The organism is Burkholderia cepacia complex sp. TUM26381 (assembly GCF_057439935.1).
Genome location: NZ_CM172007.1, coordinates 854,009 through 874,948 on the forward strand (window position 1 = coordinate 854,009; position 20,940 = coordinate 874,948).

Consider the following 20,940-nt stretch of genomic DNA (forward strand, 5'->3'; position numbering starts at 1 on the left):
CAATGCGAGAGGCCGTTGCGTAGCCCGAAGCATCCGGCACGGTATTTTCGGCAATTTCGTCGCGAAAAAATCATCGGAATTATCTAAAGTATCGGAACGATTTGCCGCTAAGCTTGTGATGGGGCGGCATGGCCGCGCCGCGAAAATCCGGCGTGGCCGTCCCGGCCTGTTCGTTCTCAAAGGTTTGATATGTCGACACCGCTGTTCGGAAAGTTGTTTGCGCAACCCGTTGCGATCGACCCTGGAACGGCGAGTACGCGGATTTATACGCACGAACGCGGCGTGGTGCTGAACCAGCCGTCGGTCGTCTGCTTCCGCAAGGCCGGCGCGACCGACGCGCGGCCGACGCTCGAGGCCGTCGGCGAGCTCGCGAAGGCGCTGCTCGGCCGCGAACCGGGGCATCTCGAAGCCGTGCGGCCCATGCGGCACGGCGTGATCGCGGACGCGCACGCGGCCGAGCAGATGATCCGCAGCTTCATCGACATGTCGCGCACGCGCTCGCGCTTCGGACGCCGCGTCGAGGTCACGCTGTGCGTGCCGTCCGATGCGACCGCCGTCGAACGCCGCGCGCTCCGCGAGGCCGCGTTCGCAGCCGGCGTATCGGAGGTCGAACTGATCGAGGAGTCGCTGGCAGCCGGGCTCGGCGCGGGTTTGCCGGTGACCGAGCCGGTCGGCTCGATGGTCATCGACATCGGCGGCGGGACGACCGAAGTCGCGGTCATCGCGCTCGGCGGCATCGTCTACCGCGAGGCGATCCGCGTCGGCGGCAGCCAGTTCGACGCGGCGATCGTCAACCATGTCCGCAACCTGTACGGCGTGCTGCTCGGCGAACAGACGGCCGAGCACGTCAAGCAGGCGATCGGCTCGGCCACCAGCGCGGTGCCGCGCAGGTCGACGCGCGCGGTCGGCCGAGGCATCGGCGACGGGCTGCCGCGCTCGGTGGAACTGTCCAACCACGACGTGGCGGATGCGCTGGCCGCGCCGCTCAAGCAGGTGATCGGCGCGGTGAAGTCGGTGCTCGAGAACGCGCCGGCCGAACTCGTGACCGACATTGCGCATCGCGGCGTGGTGCTGACGGGCGGCGGCGCGCTGCTCGCCGATCTCGAGCGCCTGCTGTACGACGAGACGGGGCTGGTCGCGCGGGTCGCCGACGAGCCGTCCACCTGCGCGGTGCGCGGCGCCGGCGAGGCGATGGGGCGGCTCGCGATGTGCCCGGTCGACTGATTCGGGCACGAACCGGGCCGTGCATCGCGGCGCGGCCATTCACATTCTTTCGATCCCCGTTGCGCTCCATATTGCCTGCCCGCGTCGCCGCGGGCACGCTGCTCCGGTCGACTGGCCGCAAGGCCGGCGCCGTCCGGCATCGGTTGGTCGCGTGGACACCCGAACGCGCACCGTGCTAGCGTTACGCGCCCGTACGAGGCCGGGCAAGCCGATGCGCCCGACGACCTGAGAGATGACATCCTTGAAAAACCACGCCAAACGGGGCTTGTTTGCCCGAACGGGCCGCCTGCTGGCCGCCGTTGCCTGCCTCTGGATCGTTGCAGCCGTTGCACTCGTCGCGTACGGGATGCGGATGCCGAACGAGCCGGCCGACGTTGCCGTGATCTTCGGCAACGCGCTGGACGACACCGGCGCACCGAAGCCCGTGCTCGCCGCCCGGCTCGATGTCGGCGTGCGCTGCTACCGCACGGGGCAGTGCCCGGCGTTCCTCGTCAGCGGCGCGATCGACGGCCCGGGGTTGAACGAGGCGACGGCCATGCGCGACTATCTCGTGGCGCGCGGCGTGCCGGCCGAGCGGATCGCCGTCGACGACCAGGGCGACAACACGCTCGCGACCGCGCAGCACACGCTCGCCTATCTGCAGGCACACGGCCTGTCGCGCGTGCTGATCGTCAGCCAGTATTACCACCTCGCGCGGGCACGCCTTGCATTCGAACGCGTCGGCATCGCGCGGGCGAGCATCTCCGCCGCCTATCCGCGCCGCTTCCAGTGGCGCGACGTCTATTCGAGCTGGCGCGAAGTGCCGGCCTATGCGGTGTATGCGGTCCGTCTGTGGATGAATCCCGATGCGCGGCCCGTTTCGTTCCGGCCGATGCTGTATTTGATGAGCCTGTTTTCGTAATGCGGTGCGCCGGGGGCGAACGCCCCCGGGGTGCGCGGATTGCTTCCTCCTGCCGGTGCCCTGCCGTCCGGCGCAGCCTGCCCGAATGTCATCGGCGCAGTCCAAACGACAACGTTTCGCATTTTCGATCCGATGCGAAGCGAAAATAGAAGCAATTTCCCGGATTGTTCAAGAATTCGAACTCGTTCGGCTATTAAGCAGGCGCTGATTATTCGTATTGACGATTCGCGGCAGTAAATGCCCGTGCCGCAGGGGCCATATACGTTGAATCGAAATCGTATATCGGCGTTTTCACGGATGCGGCGTGTTCGATATTTTTGCCAAAAATCAAAATAAGCAGGCGAAAAACATGCGGCATGCCGTTTTCAAGAATTCCGTGTCGGGTAAAAAATACATACCCGTCGGCCCTTGATCCGATGAGTGAATATCGACTGGAAAACGGTTTGAGTTTGATATAGCCTTGTCTGATAAAAGCGGAACGGTAATCAAATCAACCAGAAAGTCGCTGCAGAAGAACAGGGGCCGCCATCATGTCACTTGACTAGCCTTGCGTCTGAAATCCCGATTCCGGGGTGATTAAGAGTTCATTCATGAATTAACCGACGTCGCACTGCGACCGCCGGGGCGGATGCTTTTGTCCGTGATTTTCTGCTGCGTGCCGTGCGTGGCGGTCGCAATGCCAATACCAAAGCCGAAACCAAAAACGAGGGAAAGCATGAACCTTGCGCGTTCGAAAAAAGCCGGTGAGCCGTTTCCGAGACTGCTGTTGCCCACGGGCGTTTTCCTGGCGCTGTCCGGCGCGGGTATCGTGCCTGCTCAAGCGACCTGCAGCACGGCAGGCACGACGGTGACCTGCTCCGGGATCGCGAACCCGTTGCAGCCGAGCTATGCGAACAGCGCGAACAACATCAACGCCACCGTCAATCCCGGTGCGAGCGTTGGCGTGTTGCTCGGCGTGGGCGGCACCGCGATGTCGCTGACCGGCAACAATGTCCAGCTGACCAACAACGGCACGATCGACCCGTCAGCGCTCGGCACCGGGCTCGGCGTGCTGTCGAGCGGCACGGTCGTCGGCAATGCATCGGCGAGCGCGAACACCACCGTCGTCAACAACGGCACGATGAACGGCTCGACCGGCGTGGCGATCAGCGGCGTGACGGGCATGGCGCTGTCGGTCCAGAACGGCACGGGCGGCACGTCGAACATCACGAACACCGGTTCGATCGGCTCGAACCCGCTGGTCGGCGCGACCCTCGTCGGCGCGGATGCGCCCGTGGTGGCCGCATACGGCGGCGGCCAGGTCAACATGTCGAACAGCGGGACGATCACCGGCCGCGTGTCGTTCGGCTCGAACGGCACGCCCGGGCAGGGCAATACGTTGACCAACTCGGGCACGATCAACGGCAGCGTGTCGATGGGCGCGAACAGCAACAACACGTTCAACGCCGTGACGGGCTCGTCGGTCAACGCGGCGGGCGGCACCGGCGGCGCGTTCAACATCACGGTCGGCCCGGTCACGATCGGCGTCGCGGCGACGGGCGTCGTGGATGGCGGCGCGGGCGGCGACAACACCCTCAACCTGAAGCAGGGCGGTACCGCGAACGGCACGATCGCGGCCAACAATTACATCAACTTCAATCACCTGAACGTCCAGAACGGCAACTGGACGATCAACGGCGCGTCGACCGCGCAGGACGCGACGCTGAGCGGTGGCGTGGCGATCATCAACAACAACGGGTCGCTCGGCACGGGCAACGTCACGGGCAACGGCGGCGCGCTGCAGGCGGGCACGGCGGGGCTCAACGTTTCCAACAGCGTGACGCTGGGCGTGGGTGGGCTGACGGTGCAGGGCGCAACCGGGCTCGCGCTGTCGGGCACGGTGTCGGGTGGCGGCGCGCTGACGAAGAACGATGGCGGCACGCTGACGCTGACCGGCGCGAACACGTACACGGGCGGCACGAACCTGAACGCCGGCGGCGTGGTGGTCGGCAACAATGCGGCGCTCGGCAGTGGTGCGCTGAATGTCAACGCGTCGGCGTCGCTCGACACGAGCACGAACGTGACGCTCAACAATGCGGTCAATCTCGCCACCGGTACGGCGCTGACGATCGGCGGCAGCAACAATCTCGGGCTGACGGGCGCGATCACCGGAAACGGCGGCCTCGTGAAGAATGGCGCCGCGACCACGACGCTGAGCGGCGCGAACACATATACCGGCGATACGACCATCAACGGCGGCACGCTTGCGCTGAGCGGCGCCGGCAGTCTGGCGTCGACCGGCACGGTCAATCTGGCCGCTGCAGGCGCGGCGCTCGACGTGAGCGGAGCCTCGGGCGCGCGGACGATCGGCTCGCTGGCGGGGGCGGCCGGTACGAGCGTGAACCTCGGCGGCAATTCGCTGACCCTCAACGGCAGCGGCAATGCAACCTATGCCGGCACGATCGGCGGGGCTGGCGGCGTGACGCTGTCGGGCAGCGGCACGCAGGCGCTGACGGGCACGAACACGTACTCGGGCGGCACCAACCTGAACGGCGGCAACGTCGTCGTCGGCAGCAATGCGGCGCTCGGCACCGGCGCGGTGAACGTGAACGGTTCGTCGTCGCTCGATGCGACCACCAGCGTGTCGCTCGCGAACGGCGTCAACATCGCGACCGGGACCACGTTGACGCTCGGCGGCAGCACCGGTCTCGGCCTGAGCGGCCAGATCTCCGGCGGCGGCGGTCTCGTGAAGAACGGCGCGGCGGCGGTCACGCTGTCCGGCGCGAACAACTACACGGGCGGTACGACGCTGAATGCCGGCGGCCTGGTGCTCGGCAACGCGTCGGCGCTCGGCACCGGCGCGCTGACCGTTGGCGGCGCGGCGACGCTCGACACGAACGCGAACCTGACGGTCGGCAATGCGATCACTCTCGGCACGGGCGCCGCGCTGACGCTGGGCGGCAGCAACAGCCTCGGGTTGAGCGGCGCGATTTCCGGCGCGGGCAGCCTCGTGAAGAATGGCGCGGCGACCACGACGCTGACGGGTGCGAACACGTACACGGGCGGCACGACGATCAATGCCGGCACGCTGGCGATCGGCGCGGGCGGCAGCCTGTCGTCCACGGGCACGGTGAACCTGGTCAATCCGGGTGCCACGCTCGACATCAGCGCCGGCGGTGCGCAGTCGATCGGCGCGCTGTCGGGCGCCGCCGGCACGAGCGTGAGTCTCGGCGCCGGCGCACTGACGCTGGGCGGCACCGCCAGCGGCACGTTCAGCGGGACGATCGGCGGCACGGGCAGCCTGACGCTGGCGGGCACCGGTACGCAGACGCTGAACGGCGCAAACGCCTATACCGGCGGCACGAACCTGAACAGCGGCAGCCTTGTGCTCGGCAACAACGGGGCGCTCGGTAGCGGCGCACTGAACGTCGGCGGCGCGGCGACGCTCGATACGAATACGAGCCTGTCGGTCGGCAACGCGGTCAACCTCGGCACGGGCGCTGCACTGACGCTGGGCGGCAGCAACAACCTCGCGCTGGGCGGCGCGATTTCCGGCGCGGGCAGTCTCGTGAAGAACGGCGCGGCGACCACGACGCTGACCGGCACGAATACCTACACGGGCGGCACGACGATCAACGCCGGCACGCTGGCGGTGGGCGCGGGCGGCAGCCTCGCCTCGACCGGCGCGATGAACCTCGCGGGTGCCGGCGCGACACTGGACCTGAGCGCGGCGACGGGCGGGCAAACACTCGGCGCCCTGTCGGGTGTCACGGGAACGAACATCAATCTGGGCGGCAACGCACTGACGCTGGGCGGCACCGCCAGCGGCACCTTCAGCGGCGCGATCGGCGGCACCGGCAGCCTGACGCTCGCCGGCACCGGCACGCAGACGCTGAACGGCGCGAGCACCTATACGGGCGGCACGAACCTCAACAGCGGCGGCCTCGTGCTCGGCAACAACGGGGCGCTCGGTAGCGGCGCACTGAACGTCGGCGGTTCGGCGACGCTCGATACGAATACGAGCCTGACGGTCGGCAACGCGGTGACGGTCGGCACGGGCGCAACGCTGACGCTGGGCGGCAGCAACGCGCTCGGGCTGGGGGGGGCGATTTCCGGCGCGGGTGCGCTCGTGAAGAACGGTGCGGCGACGACCACCTTGACCGGCGCGAACACTTACACGGGCGGCACGACGATCAACGCCGGCACGCTGGCGGTGGGCGCGGGCGGCAGCCTCGCCTCGACCGGCGCGATGAATCTCGCGGGTGCCGGCGCGACACTCGATCTGAGCGCTGCGACCGGCGCGCAAACGCTCGGCGCGCTGTCCGGGGTGGCCGGCACGAACGTGAGTCTCGGCGGCAACGCGCTGACGCTCGGCGGCACGGCCAGCGGCACGTTCAGCGGCGCGATCGGCGGCACGGGCAGCCTGACGCTGTCGGGCACCGGTACGCAGACGTTGTCCGGCGCGAACACCTATACGGGCGGCACGACGATCGGCGGCGGCAGCACGCTGGCGCTGGGCGCGGGCGGCAGTCTTGCGTCGACCGGCACGGTGAATCTGGCGGCCGCCGGTGCGACGTTCAACCTGGGCGGGGCATCGGGCGCGCAGACGATCGGCGCACTGACCGGCGCGGCCGGCACCAACGTGAATCTGGGCGGCAACGGGCTGACGCTGAGCGCCGCCGGCAACCACGCGTTCGGCGGGGTGATCGGCGGCACCGGTGGTCTGACGGTGGCTGGCGCGGGCACGCAAACGCTGACGGGCGCGAACACGTACACCGGCGGCACGACGATCGGCGGCGGCAGCACGCTTGCGCTCGGCGCGGGCGGCAGCCTCGCGGCGACGGGTGCCGTGAACCTCGCGAGCGCCGGTGCGACGTTCAACCTGAGCGGGGCCTCGGGCGCGCAGACGATCGGTGCGCTGACCGGCGCGACCGGCACGAACGTGATCCTCGGCGCGAACGGGCTGATGCTGAACGGCAGCGGCAACAACACGTTCGGCGGTGCGATTGGCGGGACGGCCGGGGTGACGTTTGCCGGCACGGGCACGCAAACGCTGACGGGTGCGAACACCTACACCGGCGGCACGACGATCGACGGCGGCAGCACGCTCGCGCTGGGTGCGGGCGGCAGCCTCGCATCGGGCAGCGCGGTGAATCTCGCGGGCACGGGTGCGACGTTCGACGTGAGTGGCGCAACGGGCGCGCAAACGCTCGGCGCGCTGACCGGCGCGGCCGGCACGAACGTGAGCCTGGGGGCGAACACGCTGACGCTGAACGGCAGCGGCAACAACACGTTCGGCGGCGCGATTGGCGGCACGGGCGGCGTGACGCTCGCGGGCACCGGCACGCAGACGCTGACGGGCGCGAATACGTACACGGGCGGCACGACGATTAACGGAGGCAGCACGCTCGCACTCGTTGCAGGTGGCAGCCTCGCATCGACGGGCGCGGTGAATCTCGCGGGCGCGGCTGCGACGTTCGACGTGAGCGGCGCGACGGGCGCGCAGACGGTCGGCGCGCTCACCGGTGTGGCCGGGTCCGTCGTGAGCCTCGGCGCGAATGCGTTGACGCTGAACGGTAGCGGCAACAACACGTTCGGCGGCACGATCGGCGGGACGGGCAATGTGACGTTCGCCGGTACCGGCACGCAGACGCTGACGGGTGCGAACACGTATACGGGCGGCACGACGATCGACAGCGGCAGCACGCTTGCGCTCGGCGCGGGCGGCAGTCTCGCGTCGGGCAGTGCGGTCAATCTTGCGGGCGCGGGCGCGACGTTCAACCTGAGCGGCGCATCGGGCGCGCAAACGCTCGGCACGCTGACGGGCGCGAGCGGTACGAACGTGAGCCTCGGCGCGAACACGTTGACGCTGAACGGCAGCGGCAACGGTACGTTCGGCGGCGCGATTGGCGGCACGGGCGGCGTGACACTGGCGGGTACCGGCACGCAGACGCTGACGGGCGCGAATACGTACACGGGCGGCACGACGATCAACGGAGGCAGCACGCTCGCACTCGTTGCAGGTGGCAGCCTCGCATCGACGGGCGCGGTGAACCTCGCCGGCACGGGTGCGACGTTCAACCTGAGCGGTGCGACGGGCGCCCAGACGATCGGCTCGCTGGCCGGTGCAGCCGGCACGAACGTGAATCTCGGCAGCAACACGTTGACGCTGAGCAGCAACGGCAACAGCACGTTCGGTGGCGCGATCGGCGGCACGGGTGGCGTGACGCTGGCCGGTACGGGTACGCAGACCCTGACGGGCGCAAACACCTATACGGGCGGCACAACGATCAGCGGCGGCGGCACGCTCGCGCTCGGCGCGGGCGGCAGCCTCGCATCGGCCGGCTCGGTGAATCTGACCGGCGCAGGCGCGACGTTCAACCTGAGCGGTGCGACGGGCGCGCAGACGATCGGCACGCTGACGGGCGCGAGCGGTACGAACGTGACCCTCGGCGCGAATGCGCTGACGTTGAGCGGCAGCGGTGCCGGTGCATTCGGCGGGACGATCGGCGGCACGGGTGCCGTGACGGTTGCGGGTACGGGCACGCAGACGCTGACGGGCGCGAACACGTACACCGGTGGCACGACGATCAACGGCGGCAGCACGCTCGCACTCGGCGCGGGCGGCAGCCTCGCGTCGGGCAGCACGGTGAATCTCGCGGGCACGGGGGCGACGTTTGACGTAAGCGGTGCGACGGGCACGCAGACGATCGGCGCGCTGACCGGCGCGGCCGGCTCGAACGTGAGCCTGGGGGCGAACGCGCTGACCCTGAACGGCAGCGGCAACAACACGTTCGGCGGCGCGATCGGCGGCACGGGTGGCGTCACGCTGGCTGGCACCGGCACGCAGACGTTGACCGGCGCGAATACCTACACCGGCGGCACGACGATCAACGGCGGCGGCGCACTCGCCCTCGGTGCAGGCGGCAGTCTCGCGTCGACCGGCGCGGTGAACCTCGCGGGTGCAGGTGCGACGTTCAATCTGAGCGGCGCAACGGGCGCGCAGACGATCGGCACGCTGACCGGCGCGGCCGGCACGAACGTGAACCTCGGCACGAATGCGCTGACGCTGAACGGCAGCGGTGCCGGCACGTTCGGCGGGACCATCGGCGGTGCGGGCGGGGTGACGGTCGCGGGCACCGGCACGCAGACGCTGACGGGCGCGAATACGTACACCGGCGGCACGACGGTCAACGGCGGCAGCACGCTCGCACTCGGCGCGGGCGGTAGCCTCGCGTCGACGGGTGCAGTGAACCTCGCCGGTACGGGTGCGACGTTCGACGTGAGCGGTGCGACCGGCACGCAAACGGTCGGCGCGCTGTCCGGTGCGGCCGGTACGAACGTCAACCTCGGCAGCAACGCGCTGACGCTGAACGGCAACGGCGGCAGCACGTTCGGCGGCACGATCGGCGGTTCCGGCGGCGTGACGGTGGCAAGCGGCACGCAGGTGCTGACCGGCGGCAACACGTACACCGGCGGGACCACGATCGCGACCGGCGGCACGCTGCAGCTCGGCAACGGCGGCACGTCGGGCAGCGTCGCCGGCAATGTCGTCGACAACGGCGCACTGGTCGTCAATCAATCCGGCAACGTGACGATCGCGAGCGTGCTGTCCGGCACCGGCTCGCTGACCCAGGCCGGCACCGGACAACTGACGCTGACGGGCACGAACACGCTGAGCGGCCCGACCACGGTCGGCGCGGGTACGCTCGCCGTCAACGGTTCGCTCGGCCAGTCGACCGTCACCGTGCAGAGCGGCGCGACGCTGACGGGTACCGGCACGGTCGGCGGCCTCGTGGTGCTGGGCGGCGCGACGGCGGCTGCCGCGCAGCCGGGCGCGGCGCTGAACGTGGGGGGCAACGTCACGTTCCAGCCGGGTTCGACGTTCCAGGTCGCGGCGACGCCGCAGCAGAGCGGCAGCCTCGCCGCGAGCGGCACGGCGACGCTGAACGGGGGCACCGTGCAAGTGCTCGCGAACCAGAGCAGCTACCAGCCGAGCACGACGTATACGATCCTCACCGCGTCGTCGGGCGTGCAGGGCGCGTTCACCCAGGTGAACGCGAACTACGCGTTCCTGACGCCGACGCTCAGCTACGATCCGGATCACGTGTACCTGCGGCTCGTCGCAAACGGCACGTCGCTGCCCGACGTCGCGACGACGCCGAATCAGCGCTCGGTCGCGACCGCGCTCGGCGGGCTCGGCGCCGGCAACCCGCTGTACGACGCGGTGCTGACGACCGATGCGCCCACCGCGCGCCGCGCCTACGGGCTGCTCGACGGCGAACTGCAGGCGAGCCTGAAGAGCATGCTGCTGCTCGACAGCCGTTACGTGCGTGAAGCGGTGACCGATCGTGTCCGCCAGGGCCTCGCGCCCGGATCGGGCCCGCTCGCGGCGCTGTCGTCGGGCGGCGCCGCGCTGTGCGGCGACAACACGGCCGGCGCGGTCGATCCGACGCTGCCGCCGGAACGCCGGATCGGTTCGCGCGAAGGGTGCTACGGCGGCACGCCGTATCAACCGGTGGTCTGGGGCCAGGCGTTCGGCGGCCGCAGCCGGCTCGCCGGCGACGGCAACGCATCGTCGATCAACCGCAGCATGACGGGCTTCATCGCCGGTGCCGACATGGCGCTCAACGACAAGTGGCGTGCGGGTCTGGCGGCAGGCGTCACGCACAGCTCGCTCGACAACGACCAGAGCTCGTCGGCGGCGGTGAACAGCTACTACCTGTCGCTGTACGGCGGCGCGCAGTACGGCGCGCTCGGCGTGCGCGGCGGCGCGTCGTACACGTGGTACCGGATCAACAGCGATCGGTATCCGGGTTTCGCGGGCTTCTCCGATCATGACTCGGCCGGCTACAACGCGAATTCGGCGCAGGTGTTCGGCGAAGTTGGCTATGCGCTGCCGGTCGGGCCGGTCGCGATCGAACCGTTCGCGGGCCTCGCGTATGTGAACGTGCATACCGACGGCTATACGGAAAACGGCGGCGCGGCGGCACTGCGCGCCGGCGGCGAGACGACCCACGTCGGCTTCTCCACGCTCGGCCTGCGCGCGGCGTCGCAACTCGGCTCGATCGGGAGCGGTACGTTCACCGCGCGCGGGACGGTCGGCTGGCGCCACGCATTCGGCAACGTGCGGCCGTCGTCGTCATTCACGTTCGCGAACGGCGGCACGTCGTTCCAGGTGTCGGGCGTGCCGATTGCGCGCGACAGCGCGGTGCTCGAAGCCGGTATCGACGCGAACATCACGAAGCGCCTGACGCTCGGCCTCACGTACAGCGGCCAGTACGGCAGCGGCGTGCGTGACAACGCGATTCTCGGCAACATCCTGTGGAAGTTCTGAGCTGCACCTGACGTGCCTGTGCGCGACGCCTGGCTGCGACGGTAACGTCGCAGGGCGTCGCGTCTTTTTCGTCGCTGCGCACGTCCCCCGTTCTGGCCTATCCTGTGCGAAATACGCGACGCGCGCCGCGCGTTGCGCCTCGACACAGGAGCATCGATGCCGAATCACGCCGAAGCCGCCACGACGCAGGCGCCGCAAGTCGCGCCTGCTGCCCCGACCGCCGCGTCGGGCCCCGCCTTCATCGCGCCAGAAGCCGATCCGCAGATCCTCGCGCGCAACAACCAGTACGTGCTGAAATCCGGCGATGCGTTCGTGGTCAGCGATGCCCTCGGCGACATCGGCGGTCATGACGACGGCCTGTTCGTCGACGACATGCGCGTGCTGTCGAAGTGGCGCCTGACGTTCGGCGGCCGTGCGCCGTCCCTGCTGTCGGGCGCGACGAGCGCCGACAACGCGTCGTTCACCGCACACCTGACGAACCGTCCGCTGCCACCGCTCGGCGGCCACGAGACGCCCGAGGGCGTGATCCATATCGAGCGGATGCGCGTGCTCGCGGGCGACGTGCTGTACGAAGCGCTGACGCTGACGAACTACGGGGCGAGCGAAGCCGAGGTGCCGCTGTCGCTGTCGTTCGCGGCCGATTTCAAGGACATGTTCGAGGTGCGCGGCACGCAGCGCCCGACGCGCGGCACGGTCGTTGCTCCGCGCGTCGATGCAGGCGCGGTGCGGCTACGTTACGACGGCCTCGACAGTGTCGAGCGCAACGTGACCGTGCATTTCTCGCCGGCGCCCGATGCGCTGTCGGCCGATCGTGCCGACTACACGCTGACGATCGCCGCGCAGGCGTGCGTGTCGATCTACCTGACCGTCGACGCGACGCTCGGCCCGGCGCACGGCGAAGGGCCCGGGCCCGGATGCGGCCGCGTCGCGCTGCGCACCGCGCTCGTCGGCGTGCATCGCGAGATGCGTGCGCGGCGCGAGTCGATGGCGCGCGTGAACACCGGCAACCCGCTGTTCGACGCATGGCTCGACCGTTCGCTCGCGGATCTCGGGCTGCTCACGACGCAGCTCGACACGGGGCCATACCCGTATGCGGGCATTCCGTGGTTCTCGACGCCATTCGGCCGCGATGCGGTGATCACGTCGTTGCAGATGCTGTGGCTGCAGCCGTCGCTTGCGCGCGGCGTGCTGCGTTTTCTTGCCGAGCACCAGGCGCGCGAAACCTCCGCATTCCGCGATGCGGAGCCCGGCAAGATCATGCACGAGTTCCGCCGCAGCGAGATGGCCGCGACGGGCGAGGTGCCGTTCGCGCTGTACTACGGCGGCGTCGATACGACTCCGCTGTTCATCGTGCTCGCGGGCGCCTATGTCGAACGCACCGGCGACGATGCGCTGATCGACGAGCTGTGGCCCGCGCTCGAGCGCGCCGCGCAATGGGTGATCGACAAGTGCGACCGCAATCCGTACGGACTGCTCGATTACCAGCGCACGTCGGAGCGCGGCCTTGCGAACCAGGGCTGGAAGGACAGCCACGATTCGGTGTTCCATGCGGACGGCCGTTTCCCCGACGGGCCGATCGCGCTCGTCGAAGTGCAGGCCTATGCGTGCGCGGCGCTCGACGCGATGTCGGTATGTTCGCACCGGCGCGGCCACGCAGCCGACGCGACGCGCTACGCGCTGCGTGCGAAGACGCTGCGCGACCAGGTCGACGCGCTGTTCTGGATGCCGGAAGGCGATTTCTACGGGATCGCGCTCGACGGGCATGGCGACCTGTGCCGCGTGTTCGCGTCGAACGCGGGCCACCTGCTCGCGTTCGGGCTGCCCGACGCCGAACGCGGCGCGGCCGTCGCCGGCGTGCTGGGCTCCGCGCTGTTCCAGACGGGGTGGGGTATCCGCACGCTTGCGGCCGGCCAGCCGCGCTTCAACCCGATGGCCTATCACAACGGCTCGGTGTGGCCGCACGACAATGCGCTCATCGCGCGCGGCCTGGCGCGCTACGGCGACAAGACGGCCGCGGTGAACCTGCTGCGGGCGCTGTTCGAGGCGGCGGTGAGCTTCGAGATGCGTTTGCCGGAACTGTTCTGCGGGTTCCCGCGCCGGCGCGGCGAACCGCCGACCGCTTACCCGGTGGCCTGCCTGCCGCAGGCGTGGGCGGCCGGCGCGCCGTTCATGATGTTGCAGGCGTGTCTCGGCGTGAGCATCGACGCGTCGCGCCACGAGGTGCGCGTCGAGCGTCCGGCGTTGCCGGAAGGCGTCGACTGGCTGCGGATCGATGCGCTGCGCGTTGGCGACGAAACCGTGTCGCTGACGTTCCGCCGCGTCGACGGCCAGGTCGTCGCGGCGGCGGAGCAGCCGGGCCGCGTGAAGGTGGTCGCGGTGCTGTAGCGCCGTGCTGCGCGAACGTTGCGCGATGTCGCGCCACGTTCGCGCGCAGCGGCATAGAATCGTGACATGACCCTTGAACGATGGCGGAGGTAGACGATGACGACCGACAACCGGCCCGACGACGGCGAGCAGAAGCTCGAGAATCTGGAAGCGGCGGTCGACCACCTGCACAAGTCGATCGAATCGCAGAGCATTGCGGTCGGCGCGGCGAAGGGCATCCTGTTCAGCCTGATCGAAACGCTCGGCGCACTGATCGGCGATCCCGACCTGCCCGAGCATGCGCGTTCGGGTTACGAAGCGCTGCGCGACAAGGCGAGCGAATTGCGCGGCGGGCTCGACCGGCATTGATGTCCGGCTGGCGCCGGTGTCGGCCGCACGGGCCGCACCGGCGCTGCCCGATTCTGCAGATGAAGCACAAAACCCCGTGCGCTCAATGAGTTAGGCGGCTGGTGCGCAGGATATCCACAAGCTTGCCAACACAATCTGTGGAGAACCTGCCGGCCTTCGGTCAGCGTGCGGTGGGGGCCCGGTGCACGGTTCGAAAGCCGTTCGGGTGCCACACCGTTGACCGGTCAAGGTCCGTATACCGAATCCCCTTGTGTATCAAGATGTTACGCGTCCGATCTGAAGGATATCCACAGGCTTGCCAACAAAATCTGTGGACAACTCGCAATCGATTGCGTCGCATTGGTTGAGGATCGGGCCTGAATGGGGCCGGCGCGCGAAGCCCGTGCACCAAGGCTGCCCGATGTCTGGATCGGCGCGCTAATTCGTGCGCGATCAAGGGCTTAGGTCCCGGGTACCCAGGATATCCACATCCTTGCCAACACTTTCTGTGGACAAGCGCGATCGCGTTACTCGATCGGCGCTGCGCCGGCCGCTTCGGTCACGATCCAGTCGCGAAAGAGTGCCATCGCGGGCGTCAGCGGTTTCGATTTCAGCGACGTGAGCCAGTAGCCGCCGGTGCGCACGTCGATGTCGAGCGGACGCGCGAGCAGGCCGAGCTGCAGTTCGCGCGCGAACATGCAGGCCGGCGCGAGCGCGACACCCGCGCCCTGCATCGCGGCCTCGACCATCAGCCGGGACGAATCGAATACCGGCCCGTTGACCGCCCACGGCTCGAGTTGCGCGGCGTCGAACCAGCCGAGCCATTCGTCAGTGCGGTACGAGCGCAGCAGCGTTTCGTTCGCGAGATCGGCCGGCTGTGCGAGGCGCCGCGCGATCTCCGGCGCGCACAGCGCGGTGAGCGGTGCATCGAGCAACCGTTCGTTGCGCGTCGCCGGCCAATTGCCTTCGCCGAAGCGGATCGCGAAGTCGAGGCCTTCGGCCGCGAGGTCGACGACGTTGTTGTTGGTCCGCAGCCGAAGCTCGACGAACGGGTGCGTGTCGCCGAACTGCTTCAGCCGCGGCATTAGCCAGCCTATGGCAAAGGTGCCGACGACTCCCAGCGTCAGCACCTCGCGGAAGCGCCCGCCGTCGAACTGCTTGAGCACCGTCTCGATGCGGCTGAACGCATCGCTCAGCACCGGCAGCAGCGCGCGCCCTTCGTCGGTGAGCCCGAGACCGCGCGGCAGCCGGGTGAACAGCGTACAGCCGAGCCGTTCCTCGAGCGAGCGCACCTGCTGGCTGACCGCGGCCTGGGTCACGCTGAGTTCGAGGCCGGCGCGCGTGAAGTTCAGGTGGCGCGCCGACGATTCGAAGGCGCGCAGGGCATTGAGCGGAAGATGAGGGCGGAGCTTCGTCATAAGAATTTCTTTCGTCAGCGCTCAATTATCGTTGCTTGTCAGGCAACCGTAAAGTCACGATAGTGCTGTCTCGGCGGCCGGCCGTTTTCAACATCGATTCGCCTCCATTCCACCACGAGACAACCGACATGACCTACTCATCGAAACGTCGAACCCTGTTGCTGGCCGCCGCGACGGCGCCGCTCGTCCTTACCGTCACCGCTTGCGTGTCGCCGCAGGGCGCGGCGCCGGGTGCGGCCCATCCGGCAGCGGCGGATGCGGCTGCCGCCGTGGCGGCGTTTGCCGATCTCGAACGCAACGCGGGCGGCCGCCTCGGCGTCTGTGCGATCGATACCGCGAGCGGCCGCGTCATCGAACATCGTTCGGGCGAGCGCTTCCCGTTCTGCAGCACGTTCAAGGCGATGCTGAGCGCGGCGGTGCTCGCGCAGAGCGTCGATCGCCCGGGCCTGCTGCAACAGCGCGTCACGTACACCAGGGCCGACCTCGTCAACTATTCGCCGGTGTCGGAGAAGCATGTCGGCGCGGGCATGACGGTCGCCGCGCTGTGCGAGGCGACGATCCAGTACAGCGACAACTCGGCCGCGAACCTGCTGATGAAGCTGATCGGCGGCCCGTCGGCGGTGACCGCGTACGCGCGCTCGATCGGCGACGACACGTTCCGCCTCGATCGATGGGAGACCGAACTGAACACCGCGTTGCCGGGCGACCCGCGCGACACGACGACGCCCGCCGCGATGGCCACGAGCATGCGCATGCTGACGCTCGGCGAGGCGCTACCGGCCGCGCAGCGTGCGCAACTCGTCACATGGCTGCGCGGCAACAAGGTCGGCGACAAGCGGATTCGCGCAGGTGTGCCGGCCGGGTGGGCGGTGGGCGACAAGACCGGTACCGGCGACTACGGGACGACGAACGATGCGGGCGTCATCTGGCCGGCGTCGCGCGCGCCGATCGTGCTGGTCGTGTACTACACGCAGTCGCAAGCCGATGCGCGTGCGAAGGACGACGTGATCGCGTCGGTCGCGCGCATCGTGGTGCAGACGTTCGGTTGAGCATGGCGGCGCGGCGGGCGCCGCAGGCACGCCGTGCCGCAGTCGTGATCCGCGTGATCAAACGTTGTGCGATCAACGACTTAGGTCACGCATGCTCAGGATATCCACATGCTTGCCAACAAAAATTGTGGACAAGCCTGCGAGCGGCCGCGTCCGGCGCGGCGCGCACCGTCGTGCCGCATTTGAAGCAGCACGGGCAAAGTCTTTCGGATCAAGCGCTTGGCCGCGGTATGCGCAGGCTATCCACATGCTTGCCAACACAATCTGTGGACAAGCGGGCGAACCGTCGCGGCGATCGCCGCGTCACGCGACGGAGCGGCATGCAACCGGCGCTTTGCCGGCCGCGTGCCGCATTCGAAGCAGCACGGACAAAGCCTTTCGGATCAAGCGCTTGGCCGCGGTATGCGCAGACTATCCACATGCTTGCCAACACAATCTGTGGACAAGCCTGGGTGCCGCCGCAACGGTAGCGCTCAGGGCTGCCGATCGTCGACGGCAGGCCAGCGCGCGAACGCGAACACCCACAACATCACGAAGTTCAGGACCGGGACGAACATCGCCAGGATCCACCAGCCCGAATGCCCGGTGCGCCGGACGATGCGGACGTACGGATAGACGACGATGGCGACGAGCACGAGCGAGACGAGCAACTGCCACGCGGTGAAGTGTTCCATGGCCTTCCTCGGAGTGAGTGTCGTAATGCGGTGCCGGCGGAACGGCCGGCCCGTGGCGCCGACGCGCGAAGCCGGCGATGCGCGGCCGCGTGCGGCTCGCATGATCTTGCTGCGTGACGTGCACGGGCGTCAAGGCATCGGCAGCGCGTTGCGATTGCGCCGGATCGTCCGTGTCCGCGCACCGGCGCACCGCGCATTGCCGAAATGGTGACGCGCGGCATGAACCGTAGGCCGATCAACGACTTAGCGCATGCTTGCGCAGGATATCCACAAGCTTGCCAACACAATCTGTGGGTAAGTCGCGCAATGCGAGGCCGGACCATGTGCGACGGGTGCGGCGTGCATCGGGCGTGCATCGTCGTGGCGTCGTGATGCGAAGTGCGGCGAAGCGGTGTGTGCGACGGCCATGCCCAGGGCTTCGTCTGCATCACGCGTGCCAAAGTCCATCGGATCAAGGGTTTAGCGTTGCGGTGCGCAGGATATCCACAAGCTTGCCAACATTTTCTGTGGAGAAGTCCGGGTTCGCGATCGGCCGATGCCACGCGCTGCCACGCGTCGCATGCGCACTCAGGCCGTGCAGATTCCGGGGACGCCGACTTTCTGGAACAGATGCGGGCTGGCGACCGCGGACGACGGATAGGCCGACAGCTTGGCGACGAACTCCGGGTGCGTGAAGGCCGCGCGAAATGCTTCCGTCGATTCCCAGATCGCGTAGTTCAGGTAAGTCGGGCTGTCGCCGAGCGCGCGATGAAGCTGCGTCGAAATGAATCCCGGCTGCTGCTTCATGAATTCCGCGTCGTCTTTCCATACGGCGAGGAAGTCGGCTTCATCGGCGGGCGACAGCGTGAACAGGTTGACGAGAACGACCGGCTCCGCAGCGATCGAGATCTGTTGCTGGATCGGAAAGGCCGGATCCATCGGCTTGAAGTGGGGCATGGGAACTCCGGGTGGGGTAGAGGGGGCTGGCGGGTGGTTACGCGTGGCCGTCCTGGTCATGCGCGCTGGACATCGCCGACAGCACGCGAATCGCCGCATCGAGGTCGGCCGAGCTGAAGTCGCCGGCGATGTCGCGGACATGCTGTTGCCACTGCCCGACCACGGCCTGATAGGCCGCGTCGCCGCGCGGCGTCAGCGCATACAGAGGGGAGCGCTTGTGCGCCGGGTTGGGTAACGACAGCACCAGCCCTTCTTCGGTCAGGACGTTGATCTGCTTCAGCACCGCTTGCCGCGTGATGCCCATCGCATCGGCAATCTGCGGGATGTTCGGGGCTTCCGATGCCAGCGAGATCGCGCCCAGCACCTGCCAGCGCGCGCTGGTCAGGCCGTGCGGCCCGGAAAAGGCGTTGCCCCATTCGATCAGCAATCCGTTCAACCGGAATACGGACAGCGCGACGGCGGTCAACTTCTCGGATTTCGTCATATCGAACTCGCGCCATGAATTGACAACTACTTTACGTAATGGACAACTGGTTGTCAAGTTGGGGAGTGAGTGTCGACGAACGATGGCGGGTCGGTACACTGGCAACGCGGTCCGGCGCCGATGGCACCGGCTGCAGCCGGTCGCTGGCCGACAATAAGGAACCTGGAGAGATATTCGTGAGAACGATCTGGAAGAGGATCGCCGTGCCGTTGCTGGCGGCGTGCGGCACGATGGCGCATGCCTGTCAGCCGCCCTACCATCACACCGAGTATTTCGGCGACAGCACCTACATGAGTGACGAACTCCGCGGCAAGGTGCTCGACGACATCCGCGCCCATCGCTACACGATCATCGAACCGCAAATCGGCCTGCTGTATTTCCCGATCGTCAGGAAGGGCGACGCGATCTATCTCGGCAACAAGCCGATCGCCACGGGGAAGGATTCGTTCTGGTATCTCGGGCAGGGCTATTACCAGTTGAACGGTCAGCTCTATTACATGGACGAACATGTCGGTGCCTTTCCGGGCGGCGGGACCGTCGTCGTTCATGTCGAGGATCGCACGCGCCCGATGCCGGACGACTATCCGAAAGGACGTCCGTATTGCCGGGTGCGGCATCACGCCAGCATTCTCGAAACCTCGACCGGCCTGCGGGTCGAGCGGATCGTTGACGACGATTGAGCGGGGCGCGCGGCTGACCGGCCGCGGTGCATCGCGTACCGGTCTGCGCCCGTCCGGCGCATTTGCCGCGCATGCCCGACAAACCCTTTCCGATCAAGGGCTTGGTGCCGTTAACGGACGGTTGTCCACAAGCTTGCCAACATAATCTGTGGAAAAGCCGCCTGTCGCGCGCATCAGGCCGGTAGCGGAAACCGCACCGTGACGGTCAGCCCGTGCCCGCCGTGGGTCGTGCCGAGGGCGACCGTCGCGCGATGCTGTTCGGCGATCCGCTTGACGATCGACAATCCGAGCCCGCTGCCCGACGACGTGACGGCCTGCGCGCCCTCGCCGCGATAGAAGCGTTCCCACACGTCCGTGCGTTCCGCCTCCGGAATGCCGGGGCCGTCGTCGGCGACTTCGAGCACGGGCGTCGTGCCGTCGAGACGCGCGGACACGTCGATGCGCGCGCCTTCGCCCGCATAGCGGATCGCGTTGTCGACGAGGTTGTTCAGCAGCACGCGCAGCGTATCGGCATTGCCGGCAGCCATCACGGGCGCGGCGACGATCGCGCCGAGATCGATCCGGTGCGCGTCGGCGACGCGCGCGCGGTCCGACACCACCGACCGGCACAGCGCCGCGAGATCGACGGGCGCCGATGCGGAGGCGGCCGCCTGCGCATCGGGTTCGAGGCGCGCGAGGGTCAGCAACTGTTCGGCGAGGTGGCCGAGGCGCGTCGTACCGGCATGAATCTGCGCGAGGATGTGCTCGCGCTCGTCGGCCGTCGCCGCGCGCCTCAGCAGTTGCGACTGGATCGACAATCCCATGATTGGCGTGCGCAGCTCGTGTGCGGCATCGGCGATGAAGTGACGTTGCAGCGTGAACGAGCGGTCGAGGCGCGTGAGCAGGTCGTTGATCGCTTCCGCGAGCGGGCGGACCTCGTTCGGCATCGACGCGACGTCGACCGGTTCGAGGTTGTTCGCATTCCTGCGCTTCAAGCCGGACGCGATCGTGCGCAGCGGCCGCAGCCCCGCGCCGATGCCGAACCACAGGCCGATCGCGAGCAGCGGCAGCATCGAGAACACCGGCCACAGCAGGTGGACGGCGATGCCCGCGATGGCTTCCCACCGAGCATGCCGCGCCTGCGCGAGCCGGATCGTCGTGCCGCCGCGTTCGGTCACATAGGTGCGCCACGGCTGGCCGCCGACGTCGACGCTCGCGATGCCTTTCTGTTCGGGCGGCGGCAGCTTCGAGTCGCGGTCGGTCGAATACACCAGCGTGCCGTTGCGCCAGACCTGCAGCAGCACGGCATCGGGGTCGCTCGCTTCGAAACCGTGCTTGCCGTTGGCGTGGTCGCTGAACGACAGCTCGCCGTTCGGGCCGACGACGATTTGCTTCGACATGCTGCGCATCTGGTCGTCGAGCAGGTCGTCGAGTTCGCGCAGTGCGCCCCAGTACGTGCCCGCGCTCGCGACCAGGCCGATCACGCACGCGGCCGGCAGCAGCCACGTCAGCAGGCGCCGCCGCAGCGACGCGTTGCGCCAGCGCGCGATCGCGCGTTGCATGCGGG

Annotated in this window: 13 protein-coding genes; 7 read left to right on the forward strand and 6 right to left on the reverse strand. The window is 68.3% G+C overall.

The features are described 5' to 3' along the window. The first annotated feature begins 189 nt into the window (after positions 1-189). The gene (gene mreB / locus ACWMMN_RS20615) at positions 190-1,224 is read left to right on the forward strand and encodes a rod shape-determining protein (protein ID WP_059239547.1); all 1,035 of its coding nucleotides are present in this window, start codon (positions 190-192) and stop codon (positions 1,222-1,224) included. Positions 1,225-1,465: 241 nt separating this feature from the next. Continuing rightward, positions 1,466-2,125, forward strand: a complete 660-nt coding sequence (locus ACWMMN_RS20620; RefSeq protein ID WP_226196273.1) for a YdcF family protein — start codon at positions 1,466-1,468, stop codon at positions 2,123-2,125. 588 nt (positions 2,126-2,713) lie between these two features. On the opposite strand, the gene ACWMMN_RS20625 is transcribed toward ACWMMN_RS20620, so the two are convergent. Then, positions 2,714-2,899 carry a hypothetical protein gene (locus ACWMMN_RS20625; RefSeq protein WP_081052065.1) on the reverse strand — a complete coding sequence of 62 codons (186 nt, stop codon included), beginning with the start codon at positions 2,897-2,899 and terminating at the stop codon, positions 2,714-2,716. On the opposite strand from ACWMMN_RS20625, the gene ACWMMN_RS20630 reads away from it, so the two are divergent. From ACWMMN_RS20630 to ACWMMN_RS20640, 3 genes are all read left to right on the forward strand, one after another. Next, on the forward strand, positions 2,841-11,441 hold the full coding sequence (locus tag ACWMMN_RS20630; RefSeq protein WP_486423873.1) for an autotransporter-associated beta strand repeat-containing protein: 8,601 nt from the start codon (positions 2,841-2,843) through the stop codon (positions 11,439-11,441). The genes ACWMMN_RS20625 and ACWMMN_RS20630 overlap by 59 nt on opposite strands. Before the next feature lie 156 nt (positions 11,442-11,597). Then, positions 11,598-13,826, forward strand: coding sequence for an amylo-alpha-1,6-glucosidase (locus ACWMMN_RS20635; protein WP_340624705.1), 2,229 nt, complete (start codon positions 11,598-11,600; stop codon positions 13,824-13,826). A gap of 96 nt (positions 13,827-13,922) precedes the next feature. Beyond that, complete coding sequence (locus ACWMMN_RS20640) at positions 13,923-14,174, forward strand: hypothetical protein (protein WP_034180596.1); 252 nt, start codon at positions 13,923-13,925, stop codon at positions 14,172-14,174. Positions 14,175-14,680: 506 nt separating this feature from the next. On the opposite strand, the gene penR is transcribed toward ACWMMN_RS20640, so the two are convergent. Continuing rightward, positions 14,681-15,571 (reverse strand): beta-lactamase transcriptional regulator PenR, encoded by an 891-nt coding sequence (gene penR, locus ACWMMN_RS20645; protein ID WP_059239554.1) that lies wholly within the window; start codon positions 15,569-15,571, stop codon positions 14,681-14,683. Positions 15,572-15,699: 128 nt separating this feature from the next. Between penR and blaPEN-bcc the strand changes: the two genes are divergently transcribed. Then, positions 15,700-16,620 carry a PEN family class A beta-lactamase, Bcc-type gene (gene blaPEN-bcc, locus ACWMMN_RS20650; protein ID WP_340624706.1) on the forward strand — a complete coding sequence of 307 codons (921 nt, stop codon included), beginning with the start codon at positions 15,700-15,702 and terminating at the stop codon, positions 16,618-16,620. 473 nt (positions 16,621-17,093) lie between these two features. Here blaPEN-bcc and ACWMMN_RS20655 read toward each other — a convergent pair whose 3' ends face one another. The 3 genes from ACWMMN_RS20655 to ACWMMN_RS20665 all read right to left on the reverse strand — a co-directional run bounded on the left by ACWMMN_RS20655 (position 17,094) and on the right by ACWMMN_RS20665 (position 18,714). After that, positions 17,094-17,294, reverse strand: a complete 201-nt coding sequence (locus ACWMMN_RS20655; protein WP_059239558.1) for a DUF805 domain-containing protein — start codon at positions 17,292-17,294, stop codon at positions 17,094-17,096. A 567-nt stretch (positions 17,295-17,861) separates the two neighbouring features. Beyond that, the gene (locus tag ACWMMN_RS20660; RefSeq protein WP_059239560.1) at positions 17,862-18,230 is read right to left on the reverse strand and encodes an antibiotic biosynthesis monooxygenase family protein; all 369 of its coding nucleotides are present in this window, start codon (positions 18,228-18,230) and stop codon (positions 17,862-17,864) included. A 37-nt stretch (positions 18,231-18,267) separates the two neighbouring features. After that, a complete protein-coding gene (locus ACWMMN_RS20665) occupies positions 18,268-18,714 on the reverse strand; it encodes a MarR family winged helix-turn-helix transcriptional regulator (RefSeq protein WP_174992535.1) in 447 nt (148 codons plus the stop codon). A gap of 65 nt (positions 18,715-18,779) precedes the next feature. On the opposite strand from ACWMMN_RS20665, the gene ACWMMN_RS20670 reads away from it, so the two are divergent. Beyond that, positions 18,780-19,394, forward strand: a complete 615-nt coding sequence (locus tag ACWMMN_RS20670; protein WP_486423874.1) for a hypothetical protein — start codon at positions 18,780-18,782, stop codon at positions 19,392-19,394. 173 nt (positions 19,395-19,567) lie between these two features. Here the strand turns inward: ACWMMN_RS20670 and ACWMMN_RS20675 are convergent, their stop codons facing one another. Further along, a complete protein-coding gene (locus ACWMMN_RS20675; protein WP_264168258.1) occupies positions 19,568-20,935 on the reverse strand; it encodes a sensor histidine kinase in 1,368 nt (455 codons plus the stop codon). Positions 20,936-20,940: the final 5 nt, after the last annotated feature.

Bases quoted from the DNA above. Each gene is read 5' to 3' on its own strand.
- blaPEN-bcc (WP_340624706.1), top strand. From the start codon at position 15,700: ATGACCTACTCATCGAAACGTCGAACCCTGTTGCTGGCCGCCGCGACG.
- ACWMMN_RS20675 (WP_264168258.1), bottom strand. From the start codon at position 20,935: ATGCAACGCGCGATCGCGCGCTGGCGCAACGCGTCGCTGCGGCGGCGC.
- ACWMMN_RS20630 (WP_486423873.1), top strand. From the start codon at position 2,841: ATGAACCTTGCGCGTTCGAAAAAAGCCGGTGAGCCGTTTCCGAGACTG.
- ACWMMN_RS20635 (WP_340624705.1), top strand. From the start codon at position 11,598: ATGCCGAATCACGCCGAAGCCGCCACGACGCAGGCGCCGCAAGTCGCG.
- penR (WP_059239554.1), bottom strand. From the start codon at position 15,571: ATGACGAAGCTCCGCCCTCATCTTCCGCTCAATGCCCTGCGCGCCTTC.
- ACWMMN_RS20665 (WP_174992535.1), bottom strand. From the start codon at position 18,714: ATGACGAAATCCGAGAAGTTGACCGCCGTCGCGCTGTCCGTATTCCGG.
- mreB (WP_059239547.1), top strand. From the start codon at position 190: ATGTCGACACCGCTGTTCGGAAAGTTGTTTGCGCAACCCGTTGCGATC.
- ACWMMN_RS20640 (WP_034180596.1), top strand. From the start codon at position 13,923: ATGACGACCGACAACCGGCCCGACGACGGCGAGCAGAAGCTCGAGAAT.
- ACWMMN_RS20660 (WP_059239560.1), bottom strand. From the start codon at position 18,230: ATGCCCCACTTCAAGCCGATGGATCCGGCCTTTCCGATCCAGCAACAG.
- ACWMMN_RS20655 (WP_059239558.1), bottom strand. From the start codon at position 17,294: ATGGAACACTTCACCGCGTGGCAGTTGCTCGTCTCGCTCGTGCTCGTC.